Origin of the sequence: Wenzhouxiangella sp. XN79A (assembly GCF_012272825.1) — a bacterium.
Classification (GTDB): Bacteria; Pseudomonadota; Gammaproteobacteria; order Xanthomonadales; family Wenzhouxiangellaceae.
On the sequence record NZ_JAAWWS010000102.1, the window covers coordinates 1 to 14,240 of the forward strand.

General features: G+C 67.9%; 14 protein-coding genes. 3 read left to right on the forward strand and 11 right to left on the reverse strand.

The features are described 5' to 3' along the window. The first annotated feature begins 265 nt into the window (after positions 1-265). Positions 266-1,084 carry an alpha/beta fold hydrolase gene (locus HFP89_RS00210; protein ID WP_168715625.1) on the forward strand — a complete coding sequence of 273 codons (819 nt, stop codon included), beginning with the start codon at positions 266-268 and terminating at the stop codon, positions 1,082-1,084. Between the two features lie 338 nt (positions 1,085-1,422). Here HFP89_RS00210 and HFP89_RS00215 read toward each other — a convergent pair whose 3' ends face one another. Next, positions 1,423-2,190 carry a hypothetical protein gene (locus HFP89_RS00215; protein ID WP_168715626.1) on the reverse strand — a complete coding sequence of 256 codons (768 nt, stop codon included), beginning with the start codon at positions 2,188-2,190 and terminating at the stop codon, positions 1,423-1,425. A gap of 97 nt (positions 2,191-2,287) precedes the next feature. Further along, positions 2,288-3,013, reverse strand: a complete 726-nt coding sequence (locus tag HFP89_RS00220; protein ID WP_168715627.1) for a DUF1499 domain-containing protein — start codon at positions 3,011-3,013, stop codon at positions 2,288-2,290. Between the two features lie 128 nt (positions 3,014-3,141). Between HFP89_RS00220 and HFP89_RS00225 the strand changes: the two genes are divergently transcribed. Next, positions 3,142-3,918, forward strand: coding sequence for a nitrilase-related carbon-nitrogen hydrolase (locus HFP89_RS00225; protein WP_168715628.1), 777 nt, complete (start codon positions 3,142-3,144; stop codon positions 3,916-3,918). A 64-nt stretch (positions 3,919-3,982) separates the two neighbouring features. Here HFP89_RS00225 and lexA read toward each other — a convergent pair whose 3' ends face one another. The 8 genes from lexA to phhA all read right to left on the reverse strand — a co-directional run bounded on the left by lexA (position 3,983) and on the right by phhA (position 11,352). Continuing rightward, positions 3,983-4,609 (reverse strand): transcriptional repressor LexA, encoded by a 627-nt coding sequence (lexA, locus tag HFP89_RS00230; RefSeq protein ID WP_168715629.1) that lies wholly within the window; start codon positions 4,607-4,609, stop codon positions 3,983-3,985. Between the two features lie 119 nt (positions 4,610-4,728). Further along, complete coding sequence (locus tag HFP89_RS00235) at positions 4,729-5,250, reverse strand: Slp family lipoprotein (RefSeq protein WP_168715630.1); 522 nt, start codon at positions 5,248-5,250, stop codon at positions 4,729-4,731. A 420-nt stretch (positions 5,251-5,670) separates the two neighbouring features. After that, complete coding sequence (locus HFP89_RS00240; protein WP_168715631.1) at positions 5,671-6,312, reverse strand: Slp family lipoprotein; 642 nt, start codon at positions 6,310-6,312, stop codon at positions 5,671-5,673. Positions 6,313-6,345: 33 nt separating this feature from the next. Next, positions 6,346-8,322 carry a DUF3488 and transglutaminase-like domain-containing protein gene (locus HFP89_RS00245; protein WP_168715632.1) on the reverse strand — a complete coding sequence of 659 codons (1,977 nt, stop codon included), beginning with the start codon at positions 8,320-8,322 and terminating at the stop codon, positions 6,346-6,348. Then, positions 8,319-9,251, reverse strand: coding sequence for a DUF58 domain-containing protein (locus HFP89_RS00250; protein ID WP_168715633.1), 933 nt, complete (start codon positions 9,249-9,251; stop codon positions 8,319-8,321). The genes HFP89_RS00245 and HFP89_RS00250 overlap by 4 nt, the downstream gene beginning before the upstream one ends. A 16-nt stretch (positions 9,252-9,267) precedes the next feature. Next, a complete protein-coding gene (locus HFP89_RS00255) occupies positions 9,268-10,218 on the reverse strand; it encodes a MoxR family ATPase (protein ID WP_240955762.1) in 951 nt (316 codons plus the stop codon). Continuing rightward, positions 10,211-10,549 (reverse strand): 4a-hydroxytetrahydrobiopterin dehydratase, encoded by a 339-nt coding sequence (locus tag HFP89_RS00260; protein WP_168715634.1) that lies wholly within the window; start codon positions 10,547-10,549, stop codon positions 10,211-10,213. Before HFP89_RS00260 ends, HFP89_RS00255 begins: the two co-directional genes overlap by 8 nt. Positions 10,550-10,551: 2 nt before the next feature. Continuing rightward, positions 10,552-11,352: a phenylalanine 4-monooxygenase gene (gene phhA / locus HFP89_RS00265; protein WP_168715635.1), complete on the reverse strand. Its 801-nt coding sequence runs from the start codon at positions 11,350-11,352 to the stop codon at positions 10,552-10,554. 79 nt (positions 11,353-11,431) lie between these two features. Between phhA and HFP89_RS00270 the strand changes: the two genes are divergently transcribed. Next, on the forward strand, positions 11,432-12,721 hold the full coding sequence (locus HFP89_RS00270) for an FAD-binding oxidoreductase (protein ID WP_168715636.1): 1,290 nt from the start codon (positions 11,432-11,434) through the stop codon (positions 12,719-12,721). A gap of 139 nt (positions 12,722-12,860) precedes the next feature. Here the strand turns inward: HFP89_RS00270 and HFP89_RS00275 are convergent. Beyond that, positions 12,861-14,240: choice-of-anchor D domain-containing protein (locus HFP89_RS00275; RefSeq protein WP_168715637.1), on the reverse strand; the 1,380-nt coding region annotated here is incomplete at its 5' end.

The following is a 14,240-nucleotide window of genomic DNA, read 5'->3' on the forward strand; positions in this document are numbered from 1 at the left end:
CGAGCGCGTAGCGCGAGTCATCCCTCCCTCTCCGCCATCAACAAAAAACACCCCGCCCTGCGCGGGGTTTTTTTGTTGATCGGGGAGTGGGGACCGCGGATGAGAACCCGGGTTCGAACCGAGCCGAAGGCGAGCCCGACGACCAGCGGCTGCAGGCATTCCGGCGCGCCCGGACGAATGCCATCGGCACCGTGCAGTCGCCGTCACCGCGGTTTGCACGGCATCGAGAGGCTATTCTGGTGCCGGTTCGCACCAGGAGACAGCAATGTGGAATGTCGACTCGAGATGCACCACCGAACTCGGCCATGTCGCCTGGGGGTGGGCCGGTTCCGGTCCGCCGCTGGTGCTGGCACACGGTTGGCCGTGGTCGTCGTTTTCCTGGCACCGCGTCATTCCGGCGCTGGCCGTGCGGTTTCGAGTGTACTGGTACGACATGCCCGGCTACGGTCGTTCGGACCCGGCCCTGGATCGGCCCACGGGTCTGGACGCGCAGGGCCGGGTGCTCTGTGCACTGCTGGACCACTGGGACCTCGACCGGCCGGCCATCGTCGCGCACGACTTCGGCGGCGCGGTCACGCTGCGGGCGCATCTGTTGCACGAACGTGAATTCGAGCGAGTCGTGCTGATGAACGTGGTAGCGCTTTCGCCCTGGGGTTCGGCGTTCTTCGATCACGTCGGTCGACATGTCGAGGCCTTCCAGGGCGTGCCGGAGCACATCCACGCCGCAATCGTGAGGGCCTACATCGCAGGTGCCCTGGCCCATCCGGTCGATTCGGTCGACCTGGACGGCCTGGTCGCGCCGTGGCTGCGGCCGGACGGGCAGGGCAGTTTCTACCGCCAGTTCGCGCAGGCCGACGAGCGCTTCACCGATGAGTTCGAGCCGCTGCTTGCCCGGATGCGGTGCCCGGTCCACGTGCTCTGGGGGGAAGACGATCCCTGGATTCCGATCGAGCGCGGCCGCCGTCTGGGTGAGCGGCTGGGGGTCGAGATCCTGCCGTTGCCAGGCGTCGGGCATCTGCCCCAGCTGGAAGCGCCAGAACAGGTCGGCGAAGCCTTGAAGCGCTTTCTGGCTGCCACGTCCTGAGCGGACCGGGCACCACGCCAGCCTCGAGGATGCGACGCGGGCGATCCGATGTCTGCGCAGCACCAGCGCTGCAGTCGTTTTCCGGATCAGGAGCGCAGGCAATCGGAGTCGGCGCTGTCTTTACGTTCAGGCTGCTGGAGCCGGAGAGCGGATTCGATTCATGTTTCCCGAACGATGCAGCGCTGGGCGGGGCCTCGATGCCTTGCGGGTTCGAAATTCACGCATCCATCGTCGCATCGAGTCTGCTGCGGGTCGTTCGCGAACTGTCGGACCACAGAAACGAACAAGGGCGTGCCGAGGCACGCCCTTGTCCGGATTCATGGCGCGCGGCGTCGGGCTCAGCCGTTGCGGCGCACGATCACCAGGCCGAGTGCGAGAACCAGCAGGACCAGCGTTCCGATGCCGACCATGCCGAGGGTCGGGACGGGCTGCGATCCGGCCGCACTGTAGAGCACGGTGCCGTTCCAGATTCTGGGGAAGAACGAGCCGCCGGTGAAGGCCGGGTCGCCCTGACCGGTGTTGGAGGTCAGGGTCAGTTCGCCGTTCGAGAAGGTCTGCGGGCCGCCGTTGGTGTAGAGGATCAGGTCGGTGCCATCGTACGACGCCAGGTCCACGTAGAAGCCGTAGGTCTCACCGGGCTGGATCACCAGTCCACCAACGTCCACCGGGGTCGGCACATCCGCCCCCTGGCTGAGCACGTTGGTGTCGGAGCCCAGCAGCGTCCACGCAGCGGGATCGCCTTCGAAACCGACCGCGGTTCCGGTCTTGTAGTAGATGTCGATCGTGTTGGCATTGCCGGTCGGGACTTCGTCGGACAGGTTCACCTCGAAGCCCTGGATCATGATGGGCGAGGAGCTGATGTTCTCCAGGTCGAAGGTGTTTCCGGCAAACGAATTGTCGGCCGCGAACAGCGTGGTCAGCTGACCGCCCGTCAGGCCCCGATCCACCGTGATGCCCGGGCCGCCGCATTCGACTTGCAGGCTCGGGAAATCGGCAGGGCGTTGTGCGCCGTTGTCGAGCACGTCGCAGTTCTGTGCGAAGCTCTGCGAGGAAAAGGCAAGGAACAGAGCGCCGATGGCGCCGATTGCAGGTCGGATCGAGTTCATGTGTGAACGTCCCCTGGTGAACGGATTGATGGTGGTCAGAAGAATACCGCAGAGCGGGGCCGTTCGCCAGTCCAGAAGCGGGCGATCGATACCCTTGTCATCCGGACAGCCGGGCATCGAGTCGATCCAGGTACCCGGCGATCCGGTCGGCGTTCTTGCCCAGATCGCTGCCGCCGACGCGCGACTTCGAGCGGAGATCCACGCGGGTGCCGTCGGGCGTGGCCCGAATCCGGATCACGATATCGTCCTTGAAGCCGTACCAGAGCGTGGTGTCGGTGGCCTCGATCCGGCCGTCTTCGGCGACCGTGGCGACCCGTTCCCAGCCCATCGAGTCGACGGTGGCGACGGCGGCATCGAAGACGGCCTCGGTCGGCCGATCGAAGATCGCCGGCCCGAGCTCCGGATAGCCCCGGCGCTGCTGCTCCGCGACGTCGGCGCCGCCGTACTCCGGGGGGTTGGGCGCACCGGCGCGCAGCGGTACGACGGCGACGAAGGCGGGCGGGTCCTCCAGGTCGGTCGTGATGTCGTGGATGAACGGTTTGCCGGAGGCGATCTGCCGCACGCCAACGGGGACCGCTGCGACCACCGCGCCGAGGAGCAGGGCCAGTACCAGGACGCCTGCGCCCTGTTCGCGCACCCGGGGCAGCAGCAGCCCGATCACCGCCAGCAGCGCGCCGGCGGCACCGAGATACAGCGCATAGCGCATCACCCCGAGCAAACCGAATCCGAGGGCCCACAGGCCCAGCCGATAGCCCGGCCCGCCGATCAGCAGAACGATCAGGGCCAGCAGGGCCAGGGAAATCGCCAGTCGTCGAAGAATCATGGCCGGTGTCTCGAATCCAGTGGTCCGCCATTGTGCCCGAAGCCGGGCCCGAACCGGCCGTCCGCAGCCGGCGCGAAGCCTTCATAATCGTGGCCGTTTCTGGACCGGCTCCGCCGAAGGACGATGCGATGCGCACCTTGCGCCACTTGAACACCGCGCTGATCCAGCCCGACACGCGCTGGAACGAACGTGCCGCAAACCGTGATCACCTGGCCGGACTCATGGACCGGGCAGGTGACGTGGACCTGTTCGTGCTGCCCGAAACCTGCACGACCGGCTTTCTCGGTGACCTCGACGACCCGGATGCCGACGGTCAGGACGATGTCGACTGGGTCCACGACCAGGCCATGCAGCGCCGGGCCGCCGTCGCGGCCGGGGTGGCAGTGGTCGAGCGTGGCAGGCGCTACAACCGCCTGGTCTTCGCCACTCCGGAAGGGGTGTCGACGCATTACAACAAGCGCCACCTGTTCAGCTTCGGCGGTGAGGACGAGCGCTACACCGCCGGCACCCGTCGTTCGCGATTGAGCTGGCGGGGCTGGCGCTTCGATCTGCAGATCTGCTACGACCTTCGCTTTCCGGTCTGGTGCCGCAACGACGACGATTTCGATGTCCAGCTGTTCATCGCCAACTGGCCGTCACGGCGGGTCGAAGCGTGGCGGAGCCTGCTCCAGGCGCGGGCGATCGAGAACCAGGCGATCGTCATCGGCGTCAATCGCAGCGGTGTGGATGGCAGGAACATCCACTACCCCGGCGCGTCCTGCGTGTTCGACGCGGCGGGCCGCTCGCTGCTGGAGTTGGGGAAGGACGAGCAGGTCGCGACGCTGGGCCTGGACCGCGACGCCCTTGTTCAGCTGCGCGAAGAGCTCCCGTTCCTGGTCGATCGCGACGCGTATCGAATCGTCTGAGGCGACCGGCTCGGTCCGTCGGTCATCAATTTCGGCAACGCGCCTCGGCAGGCAACGTCGGTCATCAGAGCCGTCGGATGACGCCGACACCGAGACCCTCGATGGCGAACTCGCGCTGACCGCCGTCCTCGATGACCAGGTCGTCGAACTCGGGGTTCTCGGCCACCAGCCGGATCCGCTCGCCGTCGCGCTGGAAGCGCTTGACCGTGACCTCGTCTTCGATCCGGGCGACGACGATCTGGCCTTCGCGCACCGATTGCGTGCGGTGGACCGCGAGCAGGTCGCCGTCGAGGATGCCGGCATCCCGCATGCTGTCGCCCTGAACGCGCAGCAGGTAGTGCGGGCCGGGCCGGAACAGCGAGACATCGACCGGAACCCGCCGCTCCTGGTGGGCCAGGGCCAGTAGCGGCCGGCCGGCCGCTACGCGCCCGATCAGCGGCAGGTCGACGGTGGCGCCTTCCGTCGGCGGCGGTTCGGGCGCATCGGCGGTGGGGACGATGCCGCGTGCGATGCGGGCATCGAGCCGGATCGCGCCCTTGGCGGCCAGCGCCCGGAGGTGCGACTGCGCGGCGTTCGGCGATTTGAATCCGAAGTGGGCATTGATCTCGCTGCGCGTCGGCGGCAGCCCGTCCTGATCGATCCGGCCGCGGATGAACGCGAGGATTTCGGTTTGTCGGGGCGAGAGTTTCATGCTGGAACTATATCAACATACAGTTCTTCTGTCACTGCCCCATGTCCGTCGGCAACCCGGGTTCCGGCGGACTGCACGCGCAGGCGGAATGAACTCGGCGTCCGCCCCGAGCGGTCGGGTCACCGATTGATGTAACGATCGGCAGGCCGGTCGTTCGGCCTGTTCGAGCGGTTGCTGTCGTTCTGATCCCATGGGTCGAGTTCCCGCACTCGGATCGGCGCCGGCCAGGCATGGACCGAGCGGACGTGCACCATCGGAACCCGGTAGACCTCGTCACCCCACTGGGTCTCTGCAAACTCTTCGAACATACCGACGACGGTCACGTTTCGCCCGCGAACGAATTCGTTCGGATCGAGCGTCCCGTCCTGGCAGGCAAGGAAGACCCCGCCGAACGGCTTCTCGGTCTTCGGGCGATACCATCTGTCGAGCGGCAGCGCGACAAGTTCCAGGCAGGTCCGGTCCGCTTCGGACCGGGTGGCGAACAGCAGCCCGCCCCAGCGCACAGGCTGATCCTGCTGGCCTTCGGTGACCGAGTCCGGCAGCGGCTCCAGCAGGTAATCACCCTGGAGAGACTCGGGAATCGTGACGCAGCCCGAGATCGCGAACGCGAGGAAAAGCGGTAGCAACATCCGACGGCGCATGGGTCTGTCCTCCGTTGTTCGAATCTTCGGGTGTAAGCGTTCTCGAAAACCGTTGGGTCGGCGTTTCGCTGTCGCGGACGCCAGGCAAGCAGATTCGACTATGCCTTACCGGGGCGCCCGCGCGCAAGGATGCGCCTCCATGCGCCGGACCTGTCCGTCCGGGTCCGTCCGCAGATCGCCTGCAACCGCCGCCGACGCGCCGGGTCGCGATTCGGGCGAACCGTCGCGGCCTCCCCACGCCTGTGACCCTTCGATCCGCCTTCGGCATTCGGCGACTCGACGGGGTCAGGACCCTCGACCCCGCCGCGTGACCTGTGCCGACCGTTCGGAACGTTTCGGTCTCGTGTTCAGGTACGAGGCCCGGCGCCGCGCATCGATCGTTCGAGCCGGTGACGGAGTCGGCAGTCCGGTCGAAATCCGTTACTTCGCCGGCGCGGCGGGCTGCCTCGGCGCTGCTGGTGCCGGATGGGGGCGGGTCGGCACGGCGATCGGGACGTAGCGCGGTCCGCGGTGAATCCAGTACGGCCCGCCGTAGGGCCAGTACGGCCAGCCGTGGTAGCGCCAGAACGGGTCGTAATAGCGATCGTCGAAGGGCCGACGCTCCGGCCAGAGATGAACGGTGTCGGTGGCCAGGCGCGGGAAGCGATAGGAATACTCGCCGACGGGGCCGGTGACGAATTCGCGGAGTTCGCCGACCACCGTGACTTCGCGTCCCTCGGCGAAGATTTCCGGATCGAGGAAGCCCTCGTGACAGGCCCGGAACCGGCCGTGCGTGAGGTCGCCGATCCTCGGGCGGCGCTGGGAATCGAGCGGCCGCGCCAGGATTTCCAGGCAGGTTTCGGTCTCGCCCGGACGGGCCACCACAAGCGTGCCGCCCCAGAGAAAGGTCCGACCGAGCTGGGCCTGGTCGACCGCATCGGGCAGCGGGGTCGGGTCGACGTCGCCGGCCAGCGGCTCGGGGATGCTGACGCAGCCGGACAGCACGAGGGGCACTACCAGGGCGAGAATGGTCAGGAAGCGGCGCATGTCGGGTTCCGATTCGGGCTCGTGAACCTGGATCATATCGCGCACTCCGGGTTCATTCGTTCATCGCCGTCAATCGATCAGCGGCCGCCAGCGGCGGCAGCGTTCGATGAATCGCCGGAGAGCGGGTTCCGAGGCAGGGCGACCGTAGCGCAGGCGGACATAGTTCGCGGCGAGCCGTTCCAGTTCGGCACCGTTGCGGATGGCCGCAGCGGCGCGGGGCAACCATTCACGAACGGTTTCACTGGGTGCTCGGCGCACGCCACGCCGACGCATCCGGTTTTCCACCCGGCGCCAGGCGCGTTCGGCGGGATCATCGGAGCGCGGATCCCGACGCATCAGGCCCAGCAGCCACCAGGCCAGCGGGCCGAGCAGCAGCACCGCGGCGATCATCAGTGCGGCCTGACCGGTCACGCCGAGCGCCTGCAGGCCGAGCCTGCGCAGCATCGATTGCTGCCGCTCGGCGTCGAAACCGAGCACCCACTGGTTCCACAGATGCTGAAGCCGGTCGTACTGGTTGCGCAGGCCGAAGATCCAGTCCGCGTCCAGCCAGCGGCCGGCGCCCGGCACGGCGCTGCGCGCGCCGTCCCGGATCCGGCTGGGCGACACGGCCGCGGTCGGGTCGACGCGAACCCAGCCGCGTCCGTCGAGCCAGACCTCGACCCAGGCGTGCGCGTCGGAATTGCGAACCAGCAGGTACTCATCGCTCGCCTGCCAGAAGCCGCCCTGGTAGCCGGTCACGATCCGGGCGGGAATTCCGGCATGGCGCATCAGCACGGTAAAGGCCGAGGCGTAGTACTCGCAGTAGCCGGTACGCAGGTCGAACAGGAACTCGTCGGCGCCGTGCCGGCCCAGCGGTGCGGTCTCGAGGCTGTAGAAGAACGGGCCTTCGTTGAACCAGCGCAGTACCGCGTCGATCAGCGCGGCATCGTCGGGGTGTTCTCGGCGAAGCGTCAGTGCGTGCTCGCGCGTGCGCGGGTTGCTGCCGTCCGGCAACTCGGTGGCCAGGCGTCGGAGCAGCGGGGTCAACACCGGGGTGTCGGTGAAGTCGGGCTCGCTGACCACGCTGTAGGGCGTCAGCGTGGTCAGCGGTTCGTCGCTGAGCAGCTCGAAACTGGACGTGACCCGGACATCGTCGGGCCAGCGGGCCGGATAATCCAGCGCGAACAGCCAGCGGCGCTCGGTCGGCTCGATCTGGACCGTGTAGCGCAGCGCGCCGTCGTCGATCGCCGGCTCCCGGTCGATCGGTCGGTTGGCGTGGAACCCCCGGCGCCAGGTCCGGCCGTCGAAATCCCACAGGACCGGACCGCGCCAGTACAGCTGGTCGCGGCTCGGCGGGGTGCCGTCGAAGGTCACACGAAAGGCCGGGCTGTCGTCGTTGAACAGGCTCGCGATTTCGCCGACCGACATTTCGTCCGACAGCCCGGTGCGGCCGTCCAGCGCTTCTTCGGGCAGTCCCCACAACGGCGATCCGAGTCGCGGAAACAGCGCGAACAGGACGAGCGCGAACGGCAGCGCGAAGGCCAGCAGGCCGGCGCCTGCGCGCAGCATGCCCGGAACTCCGGCCGCTCGATGGCCCGGTCGGACGTGCCGCGGTGCGTCCTCGTCGCGCTGGATCCGGAGCAGCGCGGCGGTCGCCAGCCAGCACGAAGCCAGCAGCCACAGCACCAGCTCGAGCCGCTGGCTGAACAGGAACTGGGTGGCGACCAGGAAGAACGCCAGCGCCGCGACCATCCGCCCGTCGCGCAGCCGGTACATTTCGAGCAGTTTGGAGGCGAGCATCACGCACAGCAGCGCGGTGGCAGCGCGGCGGCCCCAGAGCGTGCCGTACTGCAGGATCACCAGGCCGAGGCCGAGGAAGGTTGCCCCGACCCGGATCAGGCGGCCCGGTGGTCGCCAGTTGGCCACCTCGGCGCCTGCCCGCCATGCGATCGCCGCGGCCACGAACGCCCAGAGCGTTGGCGGCATGGCCCACAGGTGCGGCGCGACCGCGACCAGGAAGGCGGCCAGCACGGTCAGCACGGAGAGTTTGCTCAGCCGGGTCCTCATGGATGCTCTGCCAGCGCATCGAGGCAGCGATTGCGATGGACCGGGCCGTGATCGGGCTCGAGTCGCGTCCAGCCCAGATCCAGGCCGTAGTCCACGCCGTCGCGCTCGGCGTCGAGCACCCAGCGGCACAGGACCGAAAGGCGTCGCTCGACGTCCGCTACCGGCACGGTGTCGAGCCGGAACACCAGGCGGCCTCGCTCCGTGCGGGAGAACTGGCGCGCCAGCAGCTGGTCGTGGCGCTGGCTGGCTTTCCAGGCGATGCGGTGCAGCGAATCGCCTTCGCGCCAGCCGCGCAGGCCGTGGAATTCGTCGCTTTCATCGCCGGGACGGTTCGAGCGGTCCGCGCTCGATGCTTCGGGCCGTGGCGGTGCCGGCTCGGCCGGCCGCGGCCAGACTCGGATCGAAGTGCGCGGATGCACCCAGGACCACGCTTCGAACAGGCCCAGTGGCTGCCGCGTGCGAACCCGGATCCGGCCGAGCGGGTAGAGCCCGCGGCGCTCGGTCGGGACGACCAGGTGGGCCAGTGCAGTCCCGCTCGCTGAGAGGTCGACGCCCTCGACCGGCGGATCGGGCGGCAGCAGGCAGACGATGCCGGCCCGCCCGCGGCCGGAGGTTTCGCGCAGTTCGATCCGGACCTCGGCCGACTGGCCGGCGAATACCGGCTCGGAATGGATCGCCTCGACCCGCACGCCTTCGAGGTTGCGATAGGCCAGGTGCAGCGACAGCAGGCCCATGCAGGTAAGCAGGAACGTGGTCAGCAGGCCCATGCTGTTGTTGAAGTTCAGGCTACCCAGCAGCATGCCGTGGAGCAACAGCGCGATCATCCAGCCGAACGCGGTCGGCAGGATGAACACCTGGCGGTAGTGCAGGGTCAGCGGCGGCCGGGTCGGTCCGCGCCGGCTCAGCCAGCCGTCGAAGACGCGAGCCAACCGGCGCCGGAGGGCGTCAGGAAATCGGCGTGCGCTGGAGGATGAGCTCGACGACATCGTCGGGCGGGTCGGCGTCGGCACGGGACTGGAGGCGATGCACGGCCAGCGGCGCGAAGATCTGCTTGACGTCGTCCGGCACGACGTGGTCGCGGCCGTCGAGCAGCGCGTGGCCCCGCGCGGTCGCGGCCAGCGCCAGCGTGGCCCTCGGTGACAGACCGGCGCGCAGTGCCGGGTGTTCGCGGGTGGCCGCGACCAGGGCCTGCAGATAGTCCAGTACCGGATCGGACAGGTGTACCTCGCTTGCCTGGTCCATCAGCGCACGAATGCCGTCCTCGTCGAACACCGCTGCCAGGTCGGCCAGCAGATCGCGCCGATCGGGCTCGCGCAGCAACTGACGTTCTTCGTCGGCATCGGGATAGCCGAGGCTGATGCGGAGCAGGAAGCGATCGAGCTGGGAATCCGGTAGCGGATAGGTGCCGACGAGGTCGAGCGGGTTCTGGGTGGCGATCACGAAGAAGGGCCGGGGCAGCGTGTGCGTAACCCCATCGACGCTGACCTGCCGTTCGGCCATGGCTTCGAGCAGCGCGCTCTGGGTGCGCGGCGTGGCGCGGTTGATCTCGTCGGCCAGGACCACGTTGGCGAAGACCGGGCCGGGCCGGAACTCGAAGGTCTCGTCGATTCTTCGCCAGACCGACACCCCGAGGATGTCGGCCGGCAACAGGTCGCTGGTGAACTGGATGCGATGCCAGCTGCCGCCGGTGACGATGGCCATGGCCTGGGCCAGCGTGGTCTTGCCGACCCCGGGCAGGTCCTCGATCAGCAGGTGGCCGCCGGCGAGCAGCGCCGAGAACGCCAGCCGGACCGCCCCGGGCTTGCCCAGCACCACGCCGTTGACCGCATCGACGGCCGCCTGCAGCCGCTCCAGCGGCGACGCGGCCATGCCGGACAGCGTGGATGGCTCAGTCATCCAGCAGCGCGTTGAGCTTCGCGGCGCAGATGAAATCGTTTTCGCTCAGGCCATCGATCGCGTGGGTCTGGAAGGTCACCCGACAGAAGTTGTAGCCGGCCTCGAAGTCGGGGTGATGACCCTCCTGGTTGGCCACCCATGCCATCGCGTTGATGAACGCCATGGTCTTGTAGAAGCCCTTGAATTCGAAGCGTCGGACGATTCGCTTGCCGTCCTCGCCGACCTGCCAGCCGGGCACCTGGGGCAGCAGCGTATCGATGCGCTGTTGGTCGAGCGGCTGGGTGCCGCCTTCGCACGGAGTGCATTTTCGTTCCTGGAGATCGTCGGTCATGGTCAGGCGGCGTCCTTCTGTCTGGGCGGATAGGTCGGTGCGAACGGCCCGAGCGCGCGGGCCTTGCGGATCAGTTTCAGCAGGTCGGTCTCGGCCAGTTCGAACAGGTCGTTCATCGAGTCCAGCACGTAGTAGACGGTCTGGTAGATGTCGATCCGGTACGGCGTGCGCAGCGCATCGATCGGATCGAAAGGCCGGCGGATCGGCTCGTCGCTTTCCAGCGCGTAGACCGTCTCGCCCGGTGACGAGGCGATCCCGCCGCCGTAGATCCGGTTGCCGTCCGAGGTGGCCAGCAGGCCGAACTCGACCGTGAACCAGTACAGGCGGGCCAGATACACGCGCTCTTCCTTGCTGGCCTCCACGCCGGCCTTGCCGTAGGCGTGGGTGAAGTTGGCGAAGGCTTCGTCGGTCAGCATCGCGGTGTGGCCGAAGATCTCGTGGAAGATGTCCGGCTCCTGCAGGTAGTCCATTTCCTCCCGGGTCCGGATGAACGACGCGGCGGGGAACTTCTTCTCGGCCAGCAGGCGGAAGAAGCGGTCGAAGTTGATCAGCGCCGGCACCGGCTCGACCTCCCAGCCGGTCTTCTCGCGCAGGATTGCCGAGACGTCCCGGGTCTGCGGAATCCGGTCCGATGGCAGATCGAGCGTGTCCAACCCGTCGAAGAACTGCTTGCAGACCCGACCCTGGATGATCTCGATCTGCCGGGCATAGAGTTCCGACCAGATCGCGTGCTCGTCGTCGGAGTAGTGGATGATCCCGTTGTCGTCGGGAATCTTCGCTTCGTAGGAACTGCTCTTGCCCATCTGAACCTCCGCTAGGATGTCTGGCGTACGCTTCAGCCTTTCAGTTTATCAGCCGAGCCGGACGCCGATCGACCGACGCATGCTTTCCGATCCACCACGATTCCATTCGCCGACCTGGTATCAGGATCGAGTCGAGCCGATCCCCTTCGGCGCGATCCAGGGTGATCGCTCTGTCGCCGTGGCGATCGTCGGCGCCGGGCTGGCCGGTCTGTCGATTGCTCGAAGTCTGCAGGAGCGGGGTCAGCGCGACGTCGTCGTGCTGGATGCGGGCCAACCGGGCGAAGGGGCATCGGGCCGCAACGGCGGCTTCGTGTTCGGAGGCTTTTCGCTGGACGCGCGCGCCATGGCCCGCCGGATCGGCCGCGAGGCGGCCCTCCGCCTGCAGCAGGGAACACGCGATGCGGTCGGTCGGGTACGCCGGCGCATGGACGCGCTGGACCTGGCGCCGGACGGGGAGGGCGTGCTGCTGGTCGACTGGTTCGGCAACGCCGCGCGGCTCGACGGTTTGCGTCGACATCTCGAGCACTGGGCGGGCCAGGTGCTCGAGCCGGTCGATGCCGAGCGGCTCCGGCAGTCCGTGGTCTCGGCCCGGTACGGTGGCGCGCTGCTTGAATCCGACGCCTTTCACTTCAACCCCCTGGCCTACGCACAGGCACTGGCCGGCGATCTGCATCGAAACGGGACCACCGTGTACGGTGATTCGGCCGTCGTGTCGCTCCGGCGAACGGGACGGGGCTGGCAGCTGCGGACGGACGCGGCGGTCATCGATGCCGAACGGATCGTGGTCGCCACCGGCGGCTACGATCGACAGCTGGTGCCGGCGCTGGCGCGCGCCATCCAGCCGATCGGCACCCACATCGCGGTCAGCGCACCGCTGGGCGACGAGCTGTTCGATGTCCTGCCCGGGACGTCCGCCGTCTACGACACCCGGTTCGCCTTCGACTATTACCGCCGCGTCGACGACCGCCTGCTGTGGGGTGGCCGGATCTCGATTTCCGATCGGGATCCCCGATCGATCGAACGACTGATGCGGCGCGACCTCGCTCGCGTGTTCCCTTCGCTGTCCGGCGTGCCGTTCAGCCACGCCTGGGGCGGCTGGATGAGCTATGCCCGCCACCAGATGCCGATCGTCGGCGAAGCCGAGCCCGGATTGTGGTTGGCCAGCGCCTTCGGTGGCCACGGCATGGCACCGACCACCTTCATCGGCGAAGCCCTGGCCGACGCGATGACCGGCCATTCCGACGATGTCGCTCTGCTTGGTCGATGGGGACGGCCCTGGGCGGGTGGTTCACTGGGCCGGATCGCGGTGCAGGGCGAGTACTGGTGGCGACAGGCCCGCGACGCGGTGCGCGCCTCGACCGGCTTGTAGGAAATTGACTGACGACAGCGCCGATCCGAATCGGTAGAGTGCGAATTCTCGACGGGTGGGGTGACCTCGGAGGACGCAGACTCCGGGGTTCGGGGGCACCCGGGTCTCTCTGCCCGGGTGCCCTTTTTTTCCGTTCCGATCAGGGAGCGCTTTCAAACCCGTTGTGGAACGCCACGTCGGTCGTTCCGCGGACGTCGATCCAGTGCGGTCCCCCGGCGTCGTTCGACCGGATCCGGATCCGGGCCTCCTGGACCCCACCGGTCACCGGCGCGTAGCGCACCTCGAACCCGCAGAACGCACCCGGTGCGAGCACCTCGCCGGCAGTGCACATTCCGGCGACGTTCCACTCGAGAAGGTACTGCGGGCCGTTCGGACCGACCAGTTCGATCGCATCGATCACCAGATCTCCGTCGCCGAGATTCTCGATCACGATCAGTTCGGCCGGGGAGGTGTCGCCGATGTCCAGATCTCCGAAGTCGATCAGTGTCGGACCGACGATCACGAGCTGCGGCAGGGTCACGCCTTCGCCGCTCAGTGTGACCGTCGCGCTCCCGGCATCGCTGAACGCGGTGACGTCGGCCGTCGAAATCCCTTCCTGGCTCGGCGTGAAGCGGAATGCCAGGTCGCAGGTGTCGCCTGCGGCCAGCTCGAACGGCGCCGAAGGGCAGGTCGTCTGGCCCGGAACGCTCTCGAACGGCGCCGGAGCTGCATCCACGGCCGAGACGTTCAACGCCACGTCCCCGTCGTTCCGGAGCGTCACCGCACGGATCGTCGAGGCCGAGCTGACCGCGACCGTGCCGAAATCGAGAAGCAGCGGGGAGATCGTCAGCGCGGCCGGGGTGAGCACCATGAATGAAGCGCTTTCAGCGTTGCTCGCGGCAGACGAAGCGATCAGCGTGTACCCGGCGCCGGCCGTGTCGATGCTGAGGTCGGCAAACGTGGCGACACCCCCTGTCGTGCTCGCGTCCAGCGTCCCGGCCAGCGTTCCGCCGCCCAGGTTCGCGCCCAGCGCCAGCAGGATGACCGTGCCGTCGGCGACCGGGTTGTCGAGCGCGTCTCGTGCCTCGACCTGGACGGCCGGCGTGATCGCCTGGCCGACCACCGCATCGGTGGGCTGCGCCGTGAATACCAGGCTGGCCGCGGATCCCGCGACGATCTCGTAGGCGATCGAGTCCAGGCCGCCGGAGTGATTGGCATCGCCGGGATAATCGGCGGTCACCGTCGTCGCGCCGACCACGAGCGAAGTCAGTTCGCATCCGGCGGCCGGCAGATCGAACTGACAGGTCACACCATGACCGTCGTCGATCGTCACGGTGCCGCTCGGGTTGGCGCCGGCCACGCTGACGGTGACCGTATAGGCCTGACCCGCAACCTGCTGGGCAACCGGTGCGATGGCGTCGATCGACACCGTCGTCGTGGCTTGTGTGATCTCGAGCGTACCGGACGCCGAGCCGGTGTGGTTCGGGTCATCGACCGTGGCGACCACGGCGTAGCTGCCGACGTCGGTCGGCGCGGTCGG

Bases quoted from the DNA above. Each gene is read 5' to 3' on its own strand.
- HFP89_RS00210 (WP_168715625.1), top strand. From the start codon at position 266: ATGTGGAATGTCGACTCGAGATGCACCACCGAACTCGGCCATGTCGCC.
- HFP89_RS00215 (WP_168715626.1), bottom strand. From the start codon at position 2,190: ATGAACTCGATCCGACCTGCAATCGGCGCCATCGGCGCTCTGTTCCTT.
- HFP89_RS00220 (WP_168715627.1), bottom strand. From the start codon at position 3,013: ATGATTCTTCGACGACTGGCGATTTCCCTGGCCCTGCTGGCCCTGATC.
- HFP89_RS00225 (WP_168715628.1), top strand. From the start codon at position 3,142: ATGCGCACCTTGCGCCACTTGAACACCGCGCTGATCCAGCCCGACACG.
- lexA (WP_168715629.1), bottom strand. From the start codon at position 4,609: ATGAAACTCTCGCCCCGACAAACCGAAATCCTCGCGTTCATCCGCGGC.
- HFP89_RS00235 (WP_168715630.1), bottom strand. From the start codon at position 5,250: ATGCGCCGTCGGATGTTGCTACCGCTTTTCCTCGCGTTCGCGATCTCG.
- HFP89_RS00240 (WP_168715631.1), bottom strand. From the start codon at position 6,312: ATGATCCAGGTTCACGAGCCCGAATCGGAACCCGACATGCGCCGCTTC.
- HFP89_RS00245 (WP_168715632.1), bottom strand. From the start codon at position 8,322: ATGAGGACCCGGCTGAGCAAACTCTCCGTGCTGACCGTGCTGGCCGCC.
- HFP89_RS00255 (WP_240955762.1), bottom strand. From the start codon at position 10,218: ATGACTGAGCCATCCACGCTGTCCGGCATGGCCGCGTCGCCGCTGGAG.
- HFP89_RS00260 (WP_168715634.1), bottom strand. From the start codon at position 10,549: ATGACCGACGATCTCCAGGAACGAAAATGCACTCCGTGCGAAGGCGGC.
- phhA (WP_168715635.1), bottom strand. From the start codon at position 11,352: ATGGGCAAGAGCAGTTCCTACGAAGCGAAGATTCCCGACGACAACGGG.
- HFP89_RS00270 (WP_168715636.1), top strand. From the start codon at position 11,432: ATGCTTTCCGATCCACCACGATTCCATTCGCCGACCTGGTATCAGGAT.